Raw genomic sequence first — 20,444 nt, 5'->3', positions numbered from 1 at the left:
CGCAACAGCTCAACCGGTGGGAGAGGCTTGCGCCCTCTCACCTTTGGTAAGGGAAATCGCTTTGATCGCGCAGCTCATGATCGCCGCCCTCGGCGTCGTCGCTATCTGGTTCAGCCAAAGCAAACGCCTCAAGGTGCGCCGCTACGCCTGCCTGTTCGGCATGGCCGGGCAGCCGTTCTGGTTCTGGTCGTCGATCAATGCCGAGCAATGGGGCATTGTGCTGCTGAGCTGTTTCTACACGGTGGCCTGGGCCAAGGGCATCAAGACTCACTGGATTGATCGCAGGCCCGAAGAACCGGTCTGAGTTTGCAATCGGCCGCCACACTGCCTATATTTCCCGCCTGGCGCTCTCTACGCCACCTTCCGCGGAAAGGGCTGCGCCCAAGACATCACAGCTCGACCTCATTTCTACGACTCCCAACCTTAAAGCGGAAAAGGTTTGTACAAGGAGCTCGTATGTCACAACGCCCTGTTGCTTCCACTACCAACGGCCGCCTCAACCTTGAGCAGCAGCGCAAGCGCGCCAAGGAACTGTTGCCGCACCTCAAGCGCGAGGACCCCAACGCTACCTTGTCCCAGGCCCAATGGCAGATAGCCAGAGGATTGGGCTTCAGCAGTTGGCCCAAGCTCAAGGCCCATGTCGACGCCCTGGACTTCGCCGCACGCCACCCCGACTTTATCGCCAGCGACGAAGCCCGCACCACCCATTGGCGCTGTGGCAACGACATCGCCCACAGCCTGCAGGTGGCGGGGTTCACAGGGCAATTCCAGATGCTCACCGACCCGTTATGCATGGGCCCGGTGCGCGACCTGCCCGGCGATGACTACCAACCCCTGCGTGGCGCGTTCATCAGCCACGCGTTCGGTTTGAATGAAACCGAGGTGGCGCGGCGACTGGCCGACGAATATGCCCGGCTTGAACACCTGGCAACGGCGCAGCACAGCGTGTTGTGGTGCGAAGCGGATGCCTATGACCAGCTGTTTCTGATACGCGCACTGGCGGGTCTGGAGCGCCTACCGCCCAAACTTGAACTGATCGAAGTCGACCGCATTCCCGGTGTGGAGCGGTTTATCGGCATCGGCCAATTGGCGCCCGATGTACTCGCCTGGCTGTGGCCCCAGCGGCGCCTGGTGGATGAGGCAGCGATCCAACTGGCCAAACAGGCGTGGGGGGCGTATTGCGACCCCTCACCCGTGCGCTGGGCCGAACTGGCACACGGCAAGCACTGTGCCCTGCCCTTGCTCGCGCCGGCGCTGCTGCGCCAACTGCAGGAATTACCCGGCACCCGGGATGGCTTGTCCCTGACCGAACGCCTGGCCCTGGGCTATATCGCCGAAGCCGGGCCGGTGCAATTTGGCCGGGTATTTGCCGAACTGATGGCCAGGCGCGAACCGCTGCCGTTCCTGGGCGACATGATGTTTCATGCGCTGTTGCGACCGTTGATCGATGGCGACCAGCCGCTGCTGGTGGAAACCGAGACGCATCTGGAGTGGCCGCGCCGGGAATTGGCGCTGACGCCGCTCGGTCTTGAAGTGCTCGACGCAAACGCCTATTGGCCTGACCACAGTTCACATGCGCGCTGGGTAGGCGGGGTCTGTATTGAACCGGGTCGGGCTCATTGGACGGTAGACGGGGAGGCTCAGCCTGTTTGGCGAAGTGCCAGGGAATAGGCTTGCGCCCGTTCCTTTGCTGATCAGGCGATGATCCTGTACACATGCAGGCGTTGAAGCCCTTCGATTGCAAGGGCCGCCTGCGACTGCTTCCACTTGCGAGAACCCATCATGCGTAACCTGATTGTTGCCGGCGCCTGCCTGTTATCCATCACCTTGACCGGCTGCCAGCACACCCCACCGGCCAACGACCAACTGGACGCCGTGCTCTGGACCCAGACCTCCATCGAGCACGAGCTGATCTACCGTCAGCTCTTCGCCAACGCCACCCGTCAACTGGATGTCGCCCTGGCCGATTCCGGCTGGGACGCGCTGCCCTTTCCTGCGCGAGATATGACCGGGCTGCCGCCGGCCGTGGTGGTGGATATCGACGAAACCCTGTTGGACAATGTGCCGCTCAATGCCCGCGACATTCTGAACAACCAGGTCTATTCCTATGACCGCTGGAACACCTGGGTCGACCAGGCCAAGGCCCAGGCGCTGCCCGGTTCGGTGGCGTTCCTGCAGGCGGCCCGGCAAAAAGGCATCAAGGTCTATTACCTCACCAACCGCGAACACAGCCAGGTTGCGGCCACGGCCAGAAACCTGCGCCTGCGCGGTTTCCCGATTGAGAGCGATGACCAGATCCTGGCGGCCGGCACGCCTACCGGCCACTGCGAAAGCGCCGGCTATGGCAAGAACTGTCGTCGCCAATGGGTGGCCAGCCATGCGCGGGTGCTGTTGATGGCCGGTGATTCCCTGGGCGACTTCGTGCAGGCCGAGCACAACACGCTGGCGGCCCAGCGCAAGGCGGTCCAACCCTATGTGAACTGGCTGGGGCAGCGCTGGTTCCTGCTGCCCAACCCTTCCTATGGCAACTGGTACAGCGCGCCCTATGGGGATAATGAGAAGCTGCCGTTCGAGCAAAAGCGCAGGCTCAAGCAGCAGGCGTTGCAGCTGCAGGAGTAACGGCGCGCGCTACTCCCGCCGTGCGCGGACCGCTGCGCCGTCGTTGGACACGATCACTTCCACACGGCGGTTCAACTGGCGCGACGACGCGCTGAAGTTATCGGCCACCGGGTACTGCTTGCCGTAGCCCACCACGGTGATGCGCTCGCGGCCCACGCCGAACCGCTCCAGGCCGCGCGCCACGGCCTGGGCGCGACGCTCGGACAAGGTCTGGTTGAAAGCGTCGCCACCGGTGCTGTCGGTAAAGCCTTCTACGCGAAGCTGGCGCTCAGGGTTCTGCAACAGAAAATTCGCCAGGCCCTGGAGGTCGCGCTGGCTGCCCGGCTTCAGGTCGGCCTTGGCGGTATCGAACAGCACATCGCCAAAGGTAATCACCTGGCCGCGCTCCGACGGCTGCGCCTTCATGGCCTGCAAGGCCTTGAGCTGCGCGGTCCTGACGTCGAGCTGCACCTGGGTGCGGTCGACCGCGATGTTGTCGAGCCGGGCATCGATTTTGCGACCGGCGATGGTCTGTTCGGCCACCGCGATTCGCTGCGACGCCAGGTACGCCAACTGGTCGATCTGCGGGTCGGTGCGGTCATGCAGCGAGACCTGGTTGGCGCGGTCCAGCGCATTGGAGGCGATGCGCGTCTCGACCGCCGCCAGGGTGTTGGACTCAGGCTTTTGCTGCAAGCTGGAAAACTGGCTGCGCGCTTGCAGCAGTTGCGCGTTTTCCGGCGGCGTGGCGCAGCCGGCCACGGCCAGCGCCAGGGCGGACAGAACGGGAATGAAGTAAGTGGCACGCATGGGGGAAAATCCTCAGTGGGTAGTCGCGGGGGCGTTGAGCATTTCCTGCTTGAGCACCTGGATGCCCTCGCGTGCCTGCTGCAAGACCTGCTGTTTGCGCACCGTGTTGGCCTTGGTTTCGGCCAGGTTGGCGTCCACCTCGATCTGCTCGGCCAGCGCGTCCACCTCCACGTAGCGTTTTTCGCCGATGGCTTGCTCCATACGGGCCAGTTTGTCCTGAGCGGTCTTCATCTCCAGCGGTGCGAACTGCGTGGCTTGTGCCGCCAGCGCACGTCCCACCGAGTCGCGGGCCAGGGAGATTTTTTCCGTCGGTGGCAGCGGCGTGGCGCAGCCTGCCAATGTTGCCGCAACGATCACCGCCCAGGCCGAGCGGCGCAGGCGTTTGCTCACACGGGTGATCCTCATGTTTTGACTCCTAAGCCTATTCGTATGGCTGCAGGGCCTGATAGCCAGGCCCGTTGCCGTCTCGCTTGTGGTCAAGCGATGGCGCCATCCTAGGAGGAAAAACACGGGCGAGAAGAATGAAAACTCCCAGATACCTGTAGGGGTTTTCTCAGAGAAAAGGTGGCAGTCTGCCCTGCGCTCACACCGCTCCGGGCAATGGCAATGCCACCACCTGCACGGCCAGTCAGTGAGTGCATCAGTGACTGACACACTGCCATCGGGGGCAAGCCCCCTCCCACATTTGGATCGGGCTCGACACAAGAAATCGGTCAGCTCCAAGGCCGCGGCCGAATGCAGGCTTGAATCCGTGGCTAACCGCTTTTATGTGGGAGGGGGCTTGCCCCCGATGAGGCCCGGTCAGTGGGTGCATCAGTGACTGACACACTGCCATCGGGGGCAAGCCCCCTCCCACATTTGGATCGGGCTCGACACAAGCGATCGGTCGGCTCCAAGGCCGCGGCCGAATGCAGGCTTGAATCCGTGGCTAACCGTTATGTGGGAGGGGGCTTGCCCCCGATGAGGCCCGGTCAGTGAGTGCATCAGTGACTGACACACCACCATCGGGGGCAAGCCCCCTCGCACATTTTGTCGGGATAGACACGAGATCCCGGTCGGCGCCGGGTGCGGGCAAATTTACTGCGCAGGCCGCAACAGCTGCATCTGCTGGCGATAGTCATCCGTCACCTGCCGTGCCTGGCTGCTGCTGGTAATCACCCTGGGCGTGATCAGCACAATCAATTCGGTACGGTCCTTGGATTTGCTGGTGTTGCCGAACAACCAGCGCAAGCCGGGGATCTTGCCCAGGTACGGCACGGCACTGACGGAGTCCGCATTGTCCTGTTTGATCAATCCGCCCAACAACACGGTCTGCCCGCTCTGCACGGCGACCTGAGTCGACACCGACCGTGTGGAAATACGCGGATTATTCGGCGTGTCATTACTCGACGATGCCTGATCCTGCGCATCACTGACCTGTTGCTGAATATCCATATACACCAGGCCACCCGGATTAATCCGTGGCACCACATCCAGAATCACACCCGTCTGCACATACTCCACACTGCTCAAGGTAGTGTCGGAAGCCCCCGTGTTCACCGTGGTCTGGCTGATAGGAATGTTATCGCCCACCTGAATCTGCGCTGGCTGGTTGTTCATCACCACCAGCGACGGCGCCGACAGCACCTGGGTGCGGCCGTTGGTTTCCAGGGCGTGCAGGGCCACTTGCAGGTTGGAACTGACGAAGGAATAGAACAACGAATCCGCCGCGCCCAACCCGGCGCCGCCACCGCCCAACGCGCCCTGGCTGCCGGAGGCGTTCGCCACCGTGGTGCTGGTGGAATTGCCGGCCAGGCGGCCGAGGTACCACTGCACGCCCAGGTCCAGTTCACCGGTGAGTTTGACCTCAAGGATGCGCGTCTCGATCTGCACTTGCAGCGGCGGATTGTCGAGGCGTTTGATCGCCGATTCGATCTCTTTCCACTGCACCGGGCGCGTGCGCACCAGCAGTTGGTTACTGCTTTTTTGCGCGGTGATGCGCGTACCGGCGTCGAGGCTTTTGGCCGGCGCGCCTTCGGTGGTGTCTTGCTCGACAGTGTCCTCGGCTTGTGGCTCCTGTTCCTCATCCTCGGCGGCAGGCTGGTTGTTATTCAGGTTATTGCTCAAGCCGCCAGGCGTGCTGCCGGACGTGCTGTTGGTGCCGGGCGATGACAGGGTCGCGGTGCGCAAACCCGGCGCGACCTTGGCCGGGGCGTCGTCCTTGATCGCGCCGCTGCCGTAGATCTGCCGCAGGTACTTGGCCAGGTCGGTGGCCTTCATGTTGCGCACGTCGTACACATACATCTGCGGCTCGTTGCCGCCGCCTTCGTCGATGGTGTGAATCCAGTCACCGACTTCGCTGAGGTACTGCGGCTGCGACGAGATCGCGACCACCGAGTTGGTGCGCTCGATCGGCAAGAACCGCACCATGCCCGCCAACGGCATGCCACTGTCGGGCCCGAACATTTTTTGCAGCTCGGGCATCAGTTCGGCGACGGAGGCGCGTTGCAGGCCGAACACACCCACCGACATGCCCTTGAGCCAGTCCACGTCAAAGGTGTCGATGGTGTCCTGATAGTTGGCCAACTCCTCCGGGGTACCGGCCAGGCTCAGCACATTGCGCGCCGGGTCAACCAGCAGAAAGGCATTCTCGCGGGCAAACGGCTTGAGCAATTTCTGCATCTCGGTGGCCGAGATATAACGCAGTGGAAACAGTCGCGCCGACAGGCCGTTGGACGGTTGCGCCACGCGCATCTGCGGCACCAGCTTGCCCGCCACCGCCTGGTTGGCCGGCAAAATCACATAGCGGTTGCCCTGCTTGATCATGGCGTTGTCGGTCCACGACAACAGGGTTTCGAGAATCGACAGCGCCTGCTCCTTGTTCACCGGCTTGGAGGTGGAAAAGCTGACGTTACCCTTCACCCCCTGGGCAATGCTGTAGTTCTCATGCAGCAGGTCACCCATCACGCTGTTGATCACCGCCTCGATTGGCTGGTCGGCGAAGTTGAACACGATGTCGCCGCCCGCCTGCGCCTTGCCGGCCGGCGCCGCTGTGGGTTGGCGCACGAACTGCTGGTTGCCGCGAATCAATTGGCGCTGGGGCGGCGTCTTGGCCTGGGGCTGGCTGCTGTCGACCGGGGCCTGTTCGCTGGCCGGGTCCACGGGCGGGCGTTGCGCGCCGGTGCCCTGCATCGCCTCATGCAACAAGGCCTCGTCCGGGTCCAGATGCTCAGGGAATGTGCCGCAGCCACCGAGGGAAACGGCGGTGGCCAGGCAAAACACGGTGGTGCGCAAAGCGCCGGGGAATGTATCGATCAAGGGGCGGACTCGTGAGGAAGGGTAATCGGGGGTGTGGTCGACGGCGGCGGCAGACGCAGGCCTCGCAGGCTCAGGGTCTGCGTGCGGCCGTCGAGGACAAAGCGGGCTTCGCGGGGTGTCAGGTGTTCCAGGCGCCAGCCGTTGGGCAGGGTCTGGTCCTGGTGGACTTTCAAGGGCGGGCCGTCCGCGCGTTTGAGCAGTGCGACGCGCAGGTCGCCGTCCAGTACGATGCCGGTCAGCGTCAGGCTCGACAGGCTGGAAACGGCGGCTTGGCCAACCGCGCGGTCAGGGCTGCGGTCAGGGCTGAACAGCGGCGCCTGCCAGGTGCCGGCGAGGCTTTCCAGGGTTGCGCTCGGGGCCACCAGTACCTTGGCCGTGGCGTTGGCGCGCGCATCGGGTTCGGGCGCCGGCAACCACTCAGGCGCATCGCCGATGCTGCTGAGGATGCCGACCATCAACAGGCCCAACAGCCCGGCCACGCCGAGCAACAGCCACTCCAGGGGACGCAGTGCGTTGATCATCGGCGCACCTGCGCGGCGGAAGCCGGTTGCAGGTAGCCACGCACGAGCAGGTGCACCACCAGTTGACCGGCACCACCGCTGGCGGGCGCGTTCGGCCCACGGCGGATGCTCATCTCATCGACAAACAGAAACGGGCGCTGGTACTCCAGCTCATGCAGGATCGCGGTCAAGGGTTCGATGGCGCAGTTCAGGGTCAGGCTGACTTTGACTTGGCGGTAGGGTTCGCTGTCGTCCTGCTCGGGGGTGATCGGCATGCGCTGCGTGAGGCTGCAGCCGCCACCGAGGCCGGCGCGGCTGTTGATCAGGTCGGCGATGCGTTGCATCAGGTCCGCCGCCACGGCGCTGGGGTCATCGCCGGGCAGCAGGCTGGTGCTGCTGGCCGGGTCCTGGCGGGCCTCCTCGAGTTGCTGACGCAGGGAATCACCCTGGCGCAATATGCCGGCGTAGCGTTGCTGCTGTTCGCGCAGCTGCTCGGCCTGCTCGCCCATCTCGCGCAAGGGGCCGGCGAACCAGCTGTCGACCAATAGCCAATACGCGGCGCCGAGCACCAGGGCCAGGCCGATCAGGGCTGCGCCACGGCGCTCACGGGGTGTCAGTGGTCGGCGCATCGGCGGCCTCCTGGTGCAGGTGGGCGCGCAAGGAAAATTGATCCTTGCCGGTTTGCGCATCGGGTTGGATCACCCCTTCGAACTGGGCATTTTCCAGGCTGTGGCAGCCCTTGATGCGGGTGATCAGGGCACTGGCCTTGGCGCTTTGCCCGGAGAATGAAACGTCGGCGCCGTCGTTGACTTCCAACTGGTCGATCCAGGTGTCGGACGGCAGGCAGGCGGTCAGTTCGTTGAGCAGCCCGGCCAGCGGCGGTTGGGCGGTCTTGCGGCGAATCAGGTACTGCGCGGCGCCACGGGTATTGAGCAGTTGCTGGCGCAGGGCCTGGATTTCGGCGACCTGGGCTTTTTGCGCGCGCACGCTTTGCTGCATGCTGTCGAGCACGCGCTGGCGGTCGTTGAGCCAGAGCAGCATGGCGGCAATCAGCAAGGCGCCGCACAGCCACGGCAGGCTGCGTTGCAGGCCTTTGCCCGCCGGGCGCTGGCGTGGACGCAGCGGTACCGGCAGCAGGTCGATGCCCATCGGGACGCCCGCCGCGTCCACCACATCCACCGCGTGTGGCTGCAAGCCGAGGGCGGCGCACTCCGTGAGGATCTGGTCGAGGCGCTCGCGCAGGATCGCCACCAGCGTCACGTGCACGTGGGTCGGAGTGCGCCGCTCCTGGCGCGCGACGAAGTACAACTGCGCCGCATCGAACGGGGTAAAACGGTCCAGTTCATACCCCACCACCGTCGCCAGGTTGCGCGCCGCCGCCGGGGGCAACTGCAAGGCTTGCACCAGCACCGCCGAGGGCGCCAACAACAGCACCTGGCGCGCCTCGCCGGCCACGGGCGACACGGGCGCGGTCAGCGGCCATGGGTACACATGCTCGGGGATGTCCTGCAGCGACAGCCAGGCCGGCAGGCAGCCACGCAGCTCCTTGAGCCACAGCCGCCAGCCCATTTGCAACAGGCTGCCGCGCCAGCGCTGGGTGATGGGCTCCGTCAGCAGGTGCAGCCGTGCGGATAAGTGTTCGTTCATTCTTGCCAACGTAAGACTCGATAAGGTTGTGCGCTGCCTTGCGCGGGGCTCAATAACACGGTGGCTTGCAACTGGGCGTGGTAGCCGCCGGGGCGTTGCGCGCGGCTGTCGATCACCAGCACCTCACCGGGGTCGGCGCCCACCGCACTCAGGTGCGGCAGGTTCAAGGCGCGGCGCATCAGCGTGCTGGCGAAGGCCGGATCGGGCCTGTCCAGGCCACTCCACAGGCTGATCTCGGGAACCAGCGCGCTGTACAGCGCCTGGGTCATGCCCGGCAATTGCCGCACTTCTTCTATGACCCTGAACGGCGCCAGGCCCTGGTGGCGTCGTACCTCGAGGTCCTTGGCGAGTTGGCCGGCCTGGGCCTGGGTCGCACCGCAGGCCAGGGCCAGCCGCGCGAAATCGCCGACCTCGGCGCTGTTCAAGTACAACTTGCCGCGCTCACTGCGCAGGCTGACGTGCAACTGTGCATCATCGAACAGCAACGGGATTTCACGCCCATCGGCGATCCACTGTTTGCGCTGCAACGGGTCGGCCAGGCCCTGCAGCGCCAGCGCCACGCCCGCCTCGGCGGCCAACACCGCCTGGGTGTGCTGGCGGTGCCACGCCGCCTGGCGGATTTCCAGTTGCACCCAGCCGGCCAGGCCGCCGAGCAGCAGGCTGAGCAACGCCAGCACCCACAGCACCAGCAGCAGCGCGACACCGCGCTGATGCCGGATCATTCGGGGCCCCCACTCGACAGGTTCAAGCGCAGCGCGATCACCTGGGTGACCCAGGGCACCGGCCCATTGACGCGCGCCGCAATCCGCACCGCCGAGGGCAAACGCCGGGTCCACGGCCACTCGCTGATCCAGCCGGTGGCGTTGCCCTTGGGCGACACGCCGCGATAGCTGAACTGCAGATCTTCGACCCCTTTCAATAACACCTGTGGCTCACTGCGCGACGCCGGTACGCTGACCTGCGCTTGAGGCTCAAACCGCGCGAACGCCACCTGCAAATCGCGCTGCGCCTCGGCGCCGGTCAACTCCAGGGTGAAGCGCTGAATCCCGCCACCGAGCACGCCCGGCAGGGTCGCGACAAACTGCATGCGCTGTGGGCTGCCGGCGAAAAACCCGTCGGTCTGGCTGTCGTCCTCGGTCACGTCCAGGGGCAGCGCCTCGCTGATCGCCGTGCGCAAAAACTGCTGCGCAGCCCGCATTTCATCCAGGCTGACCGTGTAGCGCTGCGCCTTGAGCACCGCGCGATTGGCCCCCAGCAGCGCGCCACCGACCAGGGTCAGTAATACACCGAGCAGGCTCAGCACGATCATGATTTCGAGCAGGGTGAAGCCCTGCTGACGGCGCGTCACAAACCGGCCCCTGCCGCACGCAGTTTCAAGGTGCTGAAACTGGCGTGGCGCGGCCCCTCGCTGACCGTCAGGTCGAGGCGAAACAACTGCGGCTGGCCGATCCGCGTGGGCTGTTGGGCGATGCGCAGTTGCCAGGCGATGCCGTCCAGATCGCCTTGGCGCACGCCATTGGCCAGGGGACCTGCTGCTTCCTGGTCCATCACGCTGACGGCAGCATGACTCAGGCGATCGCTGTGGGCGACGTGCAACAACGAGCGCGCACTCTGGCCGAAGGCGACCAGCAGCACCGTGCTGCAGATCGCCATGAGCGTCAGCGCGGCGAGCATTTCCAGCAGGGTGAACCCGGCTTGCCGCTTCATGGCAGCGCCCTGGACTGCACGCTGCCGGTCAGCCAGCCAATATCTATGCGCCAGCGCCGGCTGCCATTGGCCAACAACAGGTTGCCGCCGGTGGAACTGCCATCGGGGTAGAACTCCACCGCCGAGCCTGCATGTTCGGCCGTGTGCAAGGTGACTTGCAGGTCGGCCGGCCAGTGTTTTTTCGGGCGGCCCGGGGCCTGGAAGCTGAGGCTGCGCAAGTCGAACGACGTGCTTTGCGGGGTGCCGCTGACAATCGCCCGCGCCCGCGTGCTGCGCAACGCCTCGACCATCTGCCCGACCGCCTGGCGCTCCTTGGCGGCGCGCAAACCTTGTTGCAGGCCAAAACCCACCAGGCCGGCCGCGATGCTGATCAAGACGATCACCACCAGCATCTCCAGCAAGGTAAAACCACGTTGGGCGTTGGCCATGTTCAGCCGTTATTCCCAGTTGCCCAGGTCGGCGCTGTAGCCTTCGCCACCGGGCTGGCCGTCCTGACCGTAAAAGATCAGGTCGAACGCGCCGTGCTCACCGGGGAAGCGATAGCCGAAGGCATGGCCGAACGGGTCCTTGAGGTCCGACGGCTTGGCATACGGGCCGGCCCAGCCGGCGCTGTTGCCCGGCTTGTCGACCAGTTGCTGCAGGGACTTGGGCGGCGAGCCGACGTCCAGGCCGTAGCTTTCGATTTTCATGCTCAGGCTGGCCAGTTGCGCCTTGCCGGCGCCGTACTTGCCCTTGTCCACGTTACCGCCAACCTGGCGCACAACGATGGTCGCGACGATGCCCAGCAGCACGATCACGGCGAGCATTTCCAGCAGGGTAAAACCGCCCTGGCGGCGGGCGGGCTTGAATCGGGTATGGCGCATAGGTGTGGATCCTTGAGGGTTCATATATTGCTGGTCAGGCTCATCAGCGGCAGCATGATCGCGAGCATGATCACCGCCACCAGCACCGCCATGACCACGGTCAGCGACGGCACCAGCGCGGCAAGCAGGCGGTCGATGCCGCGCTTGGCTTCAACGTCGAACACATCGGCGACCTTGAGCAGCATGCTGTCGAGTTCGCCGGCCTGTTCGCCGACTTCAATCATTTGCAGCGCCAGGTCGGGCAGCAGCGGCTGCGCGCCGAAGGCACTGGCCAGGGTGCCGCCGCCCTTGACGGATTCGGCGGCCTGGGCGACTTGCGCTTGCAGCGCGCGATTGGTGCAGACCTGCCGGGCGATCACCAGCGCCTGCAGCAGCGCCACGCCGTTGCTGAGCAAGGTGCCGAGGGTGCGCGTCAACCGCGCCGCTTCGACCCGTTGCAGCAGCGGGCCGATCACGCGGATGCCGAGCACACGCCGGTCATAGCGTTCACGACGCTGCGGGTCGCGCAGGCGTGCAGCGAGCGTCCAGATGATCACGATCAACCCGGCAAACACTGCCAGGCCGTAAGCCCCTAGAAACTGGCCGAGCCCGAGGATCACTTCGGTGATCAACGGAATGGGCACGCCCAGATCCTTGAAGATCGGCACAAACTGCGGCACCACGTAGGCCAGCAGCAGCGCCAGCGAGCCGAGTACGCCGACCACCAGGAAGGCCGGGTAGATCAGCGCATTGATCACCTCGCCGCGCAGTAATTGGCTGCGCTCCAGGTAGTCACTGAGCTGGCGCAGGGTGTTTTCCAGGGCGCCGCCCGCCTCGCCCGCGCGCACCATGCTCAGGTACAGCGGCGAGAACTGGCGGCCCTCTTCCTCCAGCGCTTTGGATAACGGCTGGCCGGCCTTGACCTGTTCGCGGATACGCTCGATGAGTGCGCGGGTCTGCGGCTGGCCAGGTTGCTTGAGCAGGATGCCCAGCGAGCGCTCCAGCGGCTGGCCGGCGCCCAACAGAGTGGCCAGTTGCTGGGTGAAACTGACCAGCGCCGCGCCGCTCAACTGACCACGGCCAAGGGCATTGCGCAGCCCCTGGGCACCGGCGACGTCAACCTGCAACACCAGCAGGCCGCGCTTGTGCAACAGGGCGACGGCGGCGTCGTGGTCCTTGGCGTCGAGCGTGCCGTGTTGCGCGGCGCCCTGGCTGTCGAGGGCGCGGTATTTGAACAGGCTCACGTGCCCTCCCCTCGGGTCACACGCAATACTTCTTCCAACGACGTCACGCCGGCGACGGCCTGGCGCAGGCCCTCTTCATGCAAGGTGCGCAGGCCGCCACGGCGGGCGGCGGCTTCCAGGGTGGCGGCATCGGCCTGGCGCATCAGCAGGCTGCGCAGTTCTTCATTCATCACCAGCAGCTCGGTGATTGCACTGCGGCCGTGGTAACCACGGCCCGGCGTGTCGGCGCGGGGCCGATAAAGCATGATCGGGCGCTCATCGGTAAAGCGGTCCAGGCCATGCTCGGCGATCAGCTCGGGCGGTGCTTCGAAGGCTTCCCGGGTGGCCGGGTCGAGGCGGCGCACCAGGCGCTGGGCGAGGATGCCGTTGACGGTCGAGGCAATCAGGTAGCTTTCGACGCCCATGTCGAGCAGCCGCGTGATACTCGCCGCCGCACTGTTGGTGTGCAACGTGGACAGCACCAAATGCCCGGTCAGCGAAGATTGAATAGCGATGCGGCAGGTTTCCAGGTCGCGGATTTCGCCGATCATAATCACGTCCGGGTCCTGACGCACGATGGAGCGCAGCGCGCCGGCAAAGTCCAGGCCGATGGCCGGCTTGACCTGAATCTGGTTGATGCCTTCCAGTTGATATTCGACCGGGTCTTCAACCGTGATGATCTTGCGCTCGGCGGTGTTGAGCCGTGACAGCGCGGTGTACAGCGTGGTGGTCTTGCCCGAGCCGGTCGGGCCGGTGACCAGCAGAATCCCGTGGGGTCGTTCCAGCACTTCGAGGAAGGTTTCCAGGCGCTGGCCATCAAAACCCAGGCTCTGGAAATCGAACTGCACGGTCTGCCGATCAAGCAGACGCATCACCACCGACTCGCCAAAACTGGTAGGCACCGTGGACACCCGCAGGTCGAGTTCCTTGCCCTGGATGCGCAGCATGATCCGGCCGTCCTGGGGCAGACGCCGCTCGGCGATGTCCAGGCGCGCCATGATTTTCACCCGCGAAATCACGGCGGCGGATGAGCTCGACGGTGGCGCCTCGGCCTCGTGCAACACGCCGTCGATGCGGTAGCGCACCTTGAGCTGGTTTTCGAAGGGTTCGATATGGATGTCCGAGGCGCGATGTTCCACCGCGCGCTGCAGGATCAGGTTGACCAGGCGAATCACCGGCGCCTCGGAGGCCATGTCCTTGAGGTGTTCGATGTCTTCCAGCGCGCCGCTGTGCTCGTCGAGATTTTCGATCAGCGTGCCCATGGCCGAGCGTCCCTGGCCGTAGTAGCGCTCGATCAGGGTTTCGACCTCGTTGCGCGGGCCGACCGCCAGCCACACCGGCACGCCGCAGGCATAGGCCAGGGCCTGGAACGGGTAGACCAGCGACGGGTTGGCCGCCAGCACGCGCAGGCCACCCTGGCTCCAGCCCACGGGCACCACCTGGTAGTGACGCATAAAGCGCTCGGTCAGGCTCGGTAACGGGTCAAGCAAGGGTGGCGCGGCGTCGGCCAGCAGCAGCGGCGCGCCGAGCAAGTCGGCCCAGGCGCGGGCCAGTTCGACTTCGGAGACCAGCCCCAGGCGGGTCAGCAGGCCAAGTAATTCAGAGTCGCCGCCTTCTTGGGACAGGCGACGGGCGCGCTCCAGGTCCACGGTTTTCAACCCGGCCTGTTGCATCAGCCACGCGCAGACCTGTTCGGTATCCGGGACGTGCATCTGGCAGGCATCGATGGGCGTTGAGGGACTGAGCATGGGTAAAAATCTGAAGGGCTGTAAAAACCTCCTGTAGGAGCGAGCTTGCTCGCGAAGGACTCAAGGACACCGCGCTCATCCAGAATGTCCGCGTCATCGTTGACGTTCTTCGCGAGCAAGCTCGCTCCTACAGGGTCAGGCTTACTTGGTGGGGGTGGCCGTTGTATTCAACGGGCGGCCACCCTTGGTGGTTTCGGCTTTCTGCTTTTTCGCCGCCTTGGCGTCGTGGGTCTGGGTCAGCACGGTGGAATCGGTAGCACCCGACGTCGCATCCGCGTCGGTTGATTCAGCGGCCATGGCCGCGCCACTCAGTGCAACGCCCAGCACGAGGCCGGCACCCAACAGGGACATTTTCATAAACATTCTCCAGTTCAAAAACAGCGGACAGCTCAAGTGGCGCCTTGAATTCGATCAAGACCCTACACCAAAGCGTTGTGTATGACAGCTTGTATAAAACATGGCCTTTTAGAACTACCGGGCAACGCCACTAGTTTGCCATGCCGCCATATATTTTCTTAAACCAATCGACTGGTAGGTTTATGCTTAGTTCCGAAAGGTAAGGAAATATTTCTTATTTAACGCAAAAATTAGCTTTTGTTTGACTTATAACCGCAAGAATTGCCTTAATTATGCCGTTTTAGCGGTTCAAAACGCCATCGCGTGATGCCACTTAGACACTACCCATAACAACAACTCATACAATTATTAAACTTTTAATACTGCGGAACCTGCCAAGTAGTCGCAATTAGCCATCGGTTAAACATTGCGCTCAAGGCGGACTATTGCCCGTAAAAAAGTGACGAGCGCGCTGTGTAAAACGCGCGTTTTGGCGCCCTATTTCAATAAACAGTTGTCGGAGAATTCCATGAACAAACGCAAGATGATCGGTGCGCAGTCGGCCTTTGCCCTGCTGGCACTGGCCGTGTCCCAGGTGCATGCGGCCACCAGCCCGGCCCTGGATGAGGGCCGGGTGAGCCGCGCAGAAAAGGCCGCGGATAAAACCCTGGCGAAGATGACCATGGAAGAGAAACTCGCCTACATCGGCGGCACTGGCGGTTGGGACGTCAAGCCGTTGACCCAATACGGCATCCCGCAAATCCACGGTGCCGACGGCGGTGTCGGCGTGCGCTACACCAGTGAAGGCAACGCCCAGGGCGTGGTGTACCCGTCCGGGCCGAACCTGGCAGCCAGCTGGAACCCGCGTCGCGCCATCGACCTGGGCCGTGCCCTGGGCTACGACACCGCCAGCGGCGGTTATCAGTTCGTCACCGGCCCCGGCGTCAACCTGTACCGCATGCCGTACAGCGGCCGTGCGTTCGAGTATCTGTCGGGTGAAGACCCCTTCCTCGGCGCCAGCCTGGGGCCGGCCGTGATCAACGGGATTCAGTCGCGCGGCGTGTGGGCCAACGCCAAGCATTTCGCCGCCAATGACCAAGAAAGCAACCGCTTCCACCTCAACGAAACCATCAGCGAGCGCGTGCTGCGCGAAATGACCCTGCCGCCTTTCGAGTCCGCCTCGAAGAACAGCAAAGTCGCGATGATGATGTGTGCATTCCAGAAAGTGAACGGCGAGTTCGCGTGCCAGAACAAGCACCTGATGCGCGACATCCTGAAAACCGAATGGGGCTATCCGGGCTTCGTCCAGAGTGACTACAACGCCGTGGTCGACGGCTTGCCGGCAGCACAGGCCGGTACTGACCTGGACATGATGGGCTACCAGATGAACAGCACCGTCCTCAAGCCGTACCTGGACAGTGGCGAGCTGAGCAGCGCGACCATCGATGACAAGGTGCGCCGCATCCTCAAGCAGATCTACCTGTACAAGTTCGACAGCAAAGCCCCGCTGACCAGCCACAACATGAACAGCGCCACCAGCAACCGCACGGCGCTCAATGCCGCGCGCGAAGGCATCGTGCTGCTGAAAAACCAGAACAGCCTGCTGCCGCTGGACGCGAAGAAGGTCAAGCGCATCGCGGTGGTCGGCACCCTGGCCAAGTACGCGCCGCCTACCGGTTTCGGCAGCGCCAACGTGATGGCCGCCAACTACATCAGTGAGCTGAGCGGCTTGCAGCAACTGGCCCCAGGCGCCAAGGTCGAGTTCATCGACGGGCTGTCGCTGGACCCGGCCGCTTCCAGCTGGACCCATGCCGACAGCAACGGCAATAGCGTCAAAGGCCTGAAGACCGAGTTCTTCAGCAACACCAACTGGTCCGGTGACCCGGCCGCCACCCGCACCGACGCGCACGTCAACCTCGACTGGTCCACCGACAGCCTGCCAGTCAATGGCGACACTGCCGCCACGTCGATTCGCTACAGCGGCCAGATCACCCCGACCGTCAGCGGCGAACAGGTGTTCAAGGTCCGCGCCGACGGTGCGGTACGCCTCTACGTCAACGGCAAGAAAGTCCTCGACAACGGCGACGGCAAGCCGCTGCCGAACAACAGCATTCCACCGACCATCCCGGTGTTCGCCAAGGTCAATCTTGAAGCCGGCAAACCGGTCGACATCAAGCTCGAATACTCGCGCCGCAACGGCTACCTCTCCACCATGGGCGGCCTGGTTGGCGTGCAGATGAGCTGGGCATCGCTGGTTGCGCCACAGGACCTGGCGCAGTACGACGCCGTACTGGTAGCAGCCGGCAACAGCAATGAATACGAGGGCGAAGGCTTCGACCACAGCTTCGACCTGCCGGAATACCAGAACCTGCTGATCCAGAGCATCGCCAAGGTCAACCCGAACACCGTGGTCACCCTGCATGGCGGCACCGGCTTGAAGATGAGCGACTGGATCGACCAGGTGCCGGCCGCACTGCACGCCTTCTACCCTGGGCAGAACGGCGGCCAGGCCCTGGCAGAGATCCTGCTGGGCAAGGTCAACCCGTCGGCCAAGCTGCCGATCAGTATCGAACGCAACATCGAAGACAACCCGATCTACGCGACTTTCCCCACGTTCGACAATCAGGAAACCCTGAGCGAGATGAGCTACAAGGACGACCTGTTCCTGGGCTATCGCGGCTACGAGAAGAAGGGCATCAAGCCGCTGTATCCCTTCGGTTATGGCTTGTCGTACACCACGTTCGGCTACAGCAACATCAGCGTCAGCCCTGGCGTCGCCGTGGCCGGTGCGCCGATCAAGGTGTCGTTCGATCTGGCCAACACCGGCAAGGTCGCCGGCGCCGAAGTGGCCGAGCTGTACGTGGGCCAGAACAACCCGAAAGTCGAACGCGCGATCAAGGAACTCAAGGGCTACAAGAAAGTGTTCCTCAAGCCTGGCCAGAGCAAGCGCGTGACCATCGAGCTCAACGACCGCTCGCTGGCCTACTACGATGTGGCCAGCAAGCAGTGGGTGGTGGATGCCGACAGCTTCAACTTGTCGGTGGGCGCTTCGTCCCAGGACATCCGCCTGAACGCCAAGCTGGTCAACCCGTTCCGCCAGGAACTGTCGACCACCACCAGCAACCCGCTGCCGCGTTCGGCGCTGAACTCGACGTTGCGTGAATCGACGGTGAAGACCGGCGGCGTACTGCATCAAAATGAAGGGGACAGCGGCACCAGCGACGGTGATGGCTATGACATGAGCGATGACAGCAGCCAGGGCAGTGCTGCGGGCAACTGATCCCCTCCCAGATGATCGTTCCCACGCTCTGCGTGGGAATGCCGCCTGGGACGCTCCGCGTTCCGCCGGCAACTCAATGCGTACAGGTGACGCAGAGCGTCACGGGATGCATTACCACGCGGAGCGTGGGAACGATCAATCGGGTATCCACGATGCGAAGCGAGCCGCTCTTGATCTTGATCTGCTTTTGATCTTGATCTCAGGCGCCCCGTTAAACCACGCTGGCCGAACGCAGGCTTGAATCCGTGGGTAACCCGGCAGGACGCCGGGTTAGCCGCCCCGCGCCATGGATGGCGCGTGGCGGCGGCCCACGGATTCAAGCCTGCGTTCGGGCACACCGAGCCTGGGCGAGGTGCCGAGTGGTGGGGCAAGAGCGTTTTGCTTACTTTTGCGCTTTTCAAAAGTGAGCCGCCGTAAGGGCGGAACCCTAAGCAGCCGTGACCGCAGAACCGGATATGTACTCGGTCTGATCCAGCATCCTGGTCGGCCCAGAGGCCGCCATCGGGGGCAAGCCCCCTCCCACATTTGGACCGGGATCGACTCAGGCTCTAATGGCCGCTTCGACCCGCGCAATGTAGGCATCGAACCGCGCCACCAGGTCCACCTGCTCCGGAAAGCGCAGCCACTGGATCTGCAGGCCATCCATCATGGCCAAAATTTCTTCCACCAGCCCGGCAATGTCCACGTCACTGCGTACCTCCCCCGCCGCCACCAGGTCGGCAAACTGCCCCTGCAGTCGTCGCTGGATCCCCGCATAGCGCTCCTGAAACCAGCCCCACGCCGGTTGCGTATCAAGCAGACTTTCCGCATTCAAAATGGTAAATGCGCGCACCACACCAGGCGCGGTGGCATTCGAGCGGTTGATCGCGCGCAGGCTGCCAAGCAACCCGCTCAACGACTTCTCGGCGCGTACTTCATCGGCAATCCGTTGGTTGACTTCGTCGCGGCGTTGCAGCACGCCCATCAACAACGAGATCTTGCTGGGAAAGTGATGCAGCAGGCCCGCCACGGAAATACCGACAATCGCCGCCACCTGGGCCACGGAGGCGCCGCTGTAGCCCTCCAGGGAGAACACCTGCAAGGCCGCGTCCAGCAGCTCTTCGCGGCGTTTTTCACCCTTGGGTGCGCGGCGGGTTTTAGGGGCAGGTTCAGTCATGGGAACGTCCTTGTGGGCAGGCTTGCACCCTATCCAAATTGCCCCTGGGCCGCAAATAAAGCTCAGGCGCTTTCGCGTTCGATCAGGCGGCAGTCCAACAGGTTCAAGCGCTGTACCTCATCCACCACCGGCAGTACGCCAAGGCTTTCCAGTATCCGCGTGGCCGCCAGCACACCGATGTCCAACGCCGGCGGCTTGATGGTGCTCAGGCTCGGCAACAGCATTTCGGCAAACGGGTAATCGCCGAAACCGAGTACCGCGCAGTCCTGGGGGATTTTCAACCCGGCACGCTGCCCTGCCAGCAAGCCGCCGGCGGCCAGGTTGTCATTGGCGAAGAAGATCGCGTCGGGCGGTGTGGCATGGCTCATCAGGCTTTCCATCGCCTGCTTGCCCGCCTCAAAGGGCGCGCGGTCGGCGTCGGGAGCGAAGACCCAGGGCTGCACGCCCAGTTCGATCAGGGTCGCAGCAAACCCCTCGCCCCGCTCGCGCGCGCTCAGGTCCCCCGCGGCGCTGTTGTGCACGAAAGCAATGCGTCGGTAGCCCTTGGCGTGCAAGTAACGCGCGGCCGTCACGCCGACTTCATAGTGGGAAAACCCGATCTGCAACGGCTTGCGCTCGGGCACGTAGTCCCAGGTTTCGACCACGGGGATGTCGGCATCGGCGATCATCTTTTCGGTGCCCGCACTGTGAAAACGGCTGGTCAGCACCAGCGCAGCCGGCGACCAGCCGAGAAAGGCACGCACCGCACTTTCTTCCTGCTCGGCGCTGAAATAACTGGACGCCAGCAACAGCTGGTAGCCATGCCGGCTGAGGGTATCGCTGAAACCCTGGAGGGTATTGGCGAAGATCGGCCCCGAGATATTCGGGATCACCATCGCCACGATGCGGCCCCGTGCGGAGGCCAGGCCACCGGCCACCAGATTCGGCACATAGCCCAGTGCGGCGACCACCTCGGCAATACGTTCGCGGCGCTCGGGCGAGACTTGCTCCGGCTGATTGAAATACCGCGACACGGTGATCGCCGACACCCCGGCCTGGCGCGCGACGGTGCTCAGGGTGACGCGGCCGGCGCCACGGCGTTTGCGCGGTTTTGCTTCAGTCACGGAGGACATCCAGTAAAAAACCAAAAAGAATATAAAACTAATTTTTTAGTATTTGACGCTCTAAACGCGAGCCTTCAATAATGCCGATGTTAGCGCTAACAACGCGCATTGTCTGCTACTCGCTCGAGCGAATGCCCAAGACATCCACACAGGCGCTGGCGGTCGCAGAACCGCAGCGGACCAGGGCACTTTTCGAGCGG

Annotated in this window: 20 protein-coding genes; 4 read left to right on the top strand and 16 right to left on the bottom strand. The window is 63.8% G+C overall.

Annotated elements, in window-relative coordinates:
• Nucleotides 1-61: 61 nt before the first annotated feature.
• The 3 genes from J1G34_RS09640 to J1G34_RS09630 all read left to right on the top strand — a co-directional run bounded on the left by J1G34_RS09640 (nt 62) and on the right by J1G34_RS09630 (nt 2,619).
• Nucleotides 62-304, top strand: coding sequence for a hypothetical protein (locus J1G34_RS09640; protein ID WP_083203148.1), 243 nt, complete (start codon nt 62-64; stop codon nt 302-304).
• Nucleotides 305-456: 152 nt separating this feature from the next.
• Complete coding sequence (locus J1G34_RS09635) at nt 457-1,671, top strand: DUF1835 domain-containing protein (RefSeq protein WP_222993886.1); 1,215 nt, start codon at nt 457-459, stop codon at nt 1,669-1,671.
• Between the two features lie 111 nt (nt 1,672-1,782).
• Nucleotides 1,783-2,619: a 5'-nucleotidase, lipoprotein e(P4) family gene (locus J1G34_RS09630; RefSeq protein ID WP_222993884.1), complete on the top strand. Its 837-nt coding sequence runs from the start codon at nt 1,783-1,785 to the stop codon at nt 2,617-2,619.
• Nucleotides 2,620-2,628: 9 nt separating this feature from the next.
• Here the strand turns inward: J1G34_RS09630 and J1G34_RS09625 are convergent, their stop codons facing one another.
• From J1G34_RS09625 to J1G34_RS09560, 14 genes are all read right to left on the bottom strand, one after another.
• Complete coding sequence (locus J1G34_RS09625; RefSeq protein ID WP_222993882.1) at nt 2,629-3,405, bottom strand: OmpA family protein; 777 nt, start codon at nt 3,403-3,405, stop codon at nt 2,629-2,631.
• A 12-nt stretch (nt 3,406-3,417) separates the two neighbouring features.
• Entirely contained in the window at nt 3,418-3,810 is a 393-nt protein-coding gene (locus J1G34_RS09620) for a DUF4398 domain-containing protein (protein ID WP_065892514.1), read from the bottom strand.
• A 672-nt stretch (nt 3,811-4,482) separates the two neighbouring features.
• The gene (gene gspD, locus J1G34_RS09615; protein ID WP_222993880.1) at nt 4,483-6,702 is read right to left on the bottom strand and encodes a type II secretion system secretin GspD; all 2,220 of its coding nucleotides are present in this window, start codon (nt 6,700-6,702) and stop codon (nt 4,483-4,485) included.
• Nucleotides 6,699-7,223, bottom strand: a complete 525-nt coding sequence (locus tag J1G34_RS09610) for a general secretion pathway protein GspN (protein ID WP_065887213.1) — start codon at nt 7,221-7,223, stop codon at nt 6,699-6,701. The genes gspD and J1G34_RS09610 overlap by 4 nt, the downstream gene beginning before the upstream one ends.
• Entirely contained in the window at nt 7,220-7,831 is a 612-nt protein-coding gene (gene gspM, locus J1G34_RS09605; protein WP_065887267.1) for a type II secretion system protein GspM, read from the bottom strand. Before gspM ends, J1G34_RS09610 begins: the two co-directional genes overlap by 4 nt.
• Entirely contained in the window at nt 7,806-8,849 is a 1,044-nt protein-coding gene (locus J1G34_RS09600; protein ID WP_222993878.1) for a PilN domain-containing protein, read from the bottom strand. The genes gspM and J1G34_RS09600 overlap by 26 nt, the downstream gene beginning before the upstream one ends.
• On the bottom strand, nt 8,846-9,571 hold the full coding sequence (locus J1G34_RS09595) for a general secretion pathway protein GspK (protein WP_122736479.1): 726 nt from the start codon (nt 9,569-9,571) through the stop codon (nt 8,846-8,848). The genes J1G34_RS09600 and J1G34_RS09595 overlap by 4 nt, the downstream gene beginning before the upstream one ends.
• Nucleotides 9,568-10,197: a prepilin-type N-terminal cleavage/methylation domain-containing protein gene (locus J1G34_RS09590; protein ID WP_222993876.1), complete on the bottom strand. Its 630-nt coding sequence runs from the start codon at nt 10,195-10,197 to the stop codon at nt 9,568-9,570. The genes J1G34_RS09595 and J1G34_RS09590 overlap by 4 nt, the downstream gene beginning before the upstream one ends.
• Nucleotides 10,194-10,556 carry a type II secretion system protein gene (locus J1G34_RS09585; protein WP_065892509.1) on the bottom strand — a complete coding sequence of 121 codons (363 nt, stop codon included), beginning with the start codon at nt 10,554-10,556 and terminating at the stop codon, nt 10,194-10,196. Before J1G34_RS09585 ends, J1G34_RS09590 begins: the two co-directional genes overlap by 4 nt.
• A complete protein-coding gene (locus J1G34_RS09580) occupies nt 10,553-10,984 on the bottom strand; it encodes a type II secretion system protein (RefSeq protein ID WP_065895707.1) in 432 nt (143 codons plus the stop codon). Before J1G34_RS09580 ends, J1G34_RS09585 begins: the two co-directional genes overlap by 4 nt.
• Nucleotides 10,985-10,993: 9 nt before the next feature.
• Nucleotides 10,994-11,419: a type II secretion system major pseudopilin GspG gene (gspG, locus tag J1G34_RS09575; protein WP_027607415.1), complete on the bottom strand. Its 426-nt coding sequence runs from the start codon at nt 11,417-11,419 to the stop codon at nt 10,994-10,996.
• 20 nt (nt 11,420-11,439) lie between these two features.
• Nucleotides 11,440-12,642 (bottom strand): type II secretion system inner membrane protein GspF, encoded by a 1,203-nt coding sequence (gene gspF, locus J1G34_RS09570; RefSeq protein ID WP_122683413.1) that lies wholly within the window; start codon nt 12,640-12,642, stop codon nt 11,440-11,442.
• The gene (gene gspE, locus J1G34_RS09565; protein ID WP_222993874.1) at nt 12,639-14,369 is read right to left on the bottom strand and encodes a type II secretion system ATPase GspE; all 1,731 of its coding nucleotides are present in this window, start codon (nt 14,367-14,369) and stop codon (nt 12,639-12,641) included. The genes gspF and gspE overlap by 4 nt, the downstream gene beginning before the upstream one ends.
• 141 nt (nt 14,370-14,510) lie before the next feature.
• Nucleotides 14,511-14,726, bottom strand: coding sequence for a hypothetical protein (locus J1G34_RS09560; RefSeq protein ID WP_065892505.1), 216 nt, complete (start codon nt 14,724-14,726; stop codon nt 14,511-14,513).
• A gap of 508 nt (nt 14,727-15,234) precedes the next feature.
• Between J1G34_RS09560 and J1G34_RS09555 the strand changes: the two genes are divergently transcribed.
• On the top strand, nt 15,235-17,985 hold the full coding sequence (locus tag J1G34_RS09555; protein WP_065935877.1) for a beta-glucosidase: 2,751 nt from the start codon (nt 15,235-15,237) through the stop codon (nt 17,983-17,985).
• A 541-nt stretch (nt 17,986-18,526) separates the two neighbouring features.
• On the opposite strand, the gene J1G34_RS09550 is transcribed toward J1G34_RS09555, so the two are convergent.
• Nucleotides 18,527-19,141, bottom strand: a complete 615-nt coding sequence (locus J1G34_RS09550) for a TetR/AcrR family transcriptional regulator (protein WP_065887195.1) — start codon at nt 19,139-19,141, stop codon at nt 18,527-18,529.
• A gap of 62 nt (nt 19,142-19,203) precedes the next feature.
• Nucleotides 19,204-20,244 (bottom strand): substrate-binding domain-containing protein, encoded by a 1,041-nt coding sequence (locus J1G34_RS09545; protein ID WP_122561033.1) that lies wholly within the window; start codon nt 20,242-20,244, stop codon nt 19,204-19,206.
• Between the last annotated feature and the right edge of the window lie 200 nt (nt 20,245-20,444).

Origin of the sequence: Pseudomonas sp. Wu6, assembly GCF_019891515.1 — a bacterium.
GTDB classification, from domain to species: Bacteria; Pseudomonadota; Gammaproteobacteria; order Pseudomonadales; family Pseudomonadaceae; genus Aquipseudomonas; species Aquipseudomonas orientalis_A.
The sequence above is the reverse complement of the archived record's forward strand: the minus strand, read 5'-3'. Positions and strand labels throughout refer to the sequence as shown.

What these genes read in the sequence shown, in the direction of transcription:
- gspE (WP_222993874.1), bottom strand. Translation starts at nt 14,369, where the DNA reads ATGCTCAGTCCCTCAACGCCCATCGATGCCTGCCAGATGCACGTCCCG.
- J1G34_RS09610 (WP_065887213.1), bottom strand. Translation starts at nt 7,223, where the DNA reads ATGATCAACGCACTGCGTCCCCTGGAGTGGCTGTTGCTCGGCGTGGCC.
- gspG (WP_027607415.1), bottom strand. Translation starts at nt 11,419, where the DNA reads ATGCGCCATACCCGATTCAAGCCCGCCCGCCGCCAGGGCGGTTTTACC.
- gspM (WP_065887267.1), bottom strand. Translation starts at nt 7,831, where the DNA reads ATGCGCCGACCACTGACACCCCGTGAGCGCCGTGGCGCAGCCCTGATC.
- J1G34_RS09555 (WP_065935877.1), top strand. Translation starts at nt 15,235, where the DNA reads ATGAACAAACGCAAGATGATCGGTGCGCAGTCGGCCTTTGCCCTGCTG.
- J1G34_RS09595 (WP_122736479.1), bottom strand. Translation starts at nt 9,571, where the DNA reads ATGATCCGGCATCAGCGCGGTGTCGCGCTGCTGCTGGTGCTGTGGGTG.
- J1G34_RS09630 (WP_222993884.1), top strand. Translation starts at nt 1,783, where the DNA reads ATGCGTAACCTGATTGTTGCCGGCGCCTGCCTGTTATCCATCACCTTG.
- J1G34_RS09620 (WP_065892514.1), bottom strand. Translation starts at nt 3,810, where the DNA reads ATGAGGATCACCCGTGTGAGCAAACGCCTGCGCCGCTCGGCCTGGGCG.
- J1G34_RS09635 (WP_222993886.1), top strand. Translation starts at nt 457, where the DNA reads ATGTCACAACGCCCTGTTGCTTCCACTACCAACGGCCGCCTCAACCTT.
- J1G34_RS09600 (WP_222993878.1), bottom strand. Translation starts at nt 8,849, where the DNA reads ATGAACGAACACTTATCCGCACGGCTGCACCTGCTGACGGAGCCCATC.
- J1G34_RS09625 (WP_222993882.1), bottom strand. Translation starts at nt 3,405, where the DNA reads ATGCGTGCCACTTACTTCATTCCCGTTCTGTCCGCCCTGGCGCTGGCC.
- J1G34_RS09580 (WP_065895707.1), bottom strand. Translation starts at nt 10,984, where the DNA reads ATGGCCAACGCCCAACGTGGTTTTACCTTGCTGGAGATGCTGGTGGTG.
- J1G34_RS09550 (WP_065887195.1), bottom strand. Translation starts at nt 19,141, where the DNA reads ATGACTGAACCTGCCCCTAAAACCCGCCGCGCACCCAAGGGTGAAAAA.
- J1G34_RS09585 (WP_065892509.1), bottom strand. Translation starts at nt 10,556, where the DNA reads ATGAAGCGGCAAGCCGGGTTCACCCTGCTGGAAATGCTCGCCGCGCTG.
- J1G34_RS09560 (WP_065892505.1), bottom strand. Translation starts at nt 14,726, where the DNA reads ATGAAAATGTCCCTGTTGGGTGCCGGCCTCGTGCTGGGCGTTGCACTG.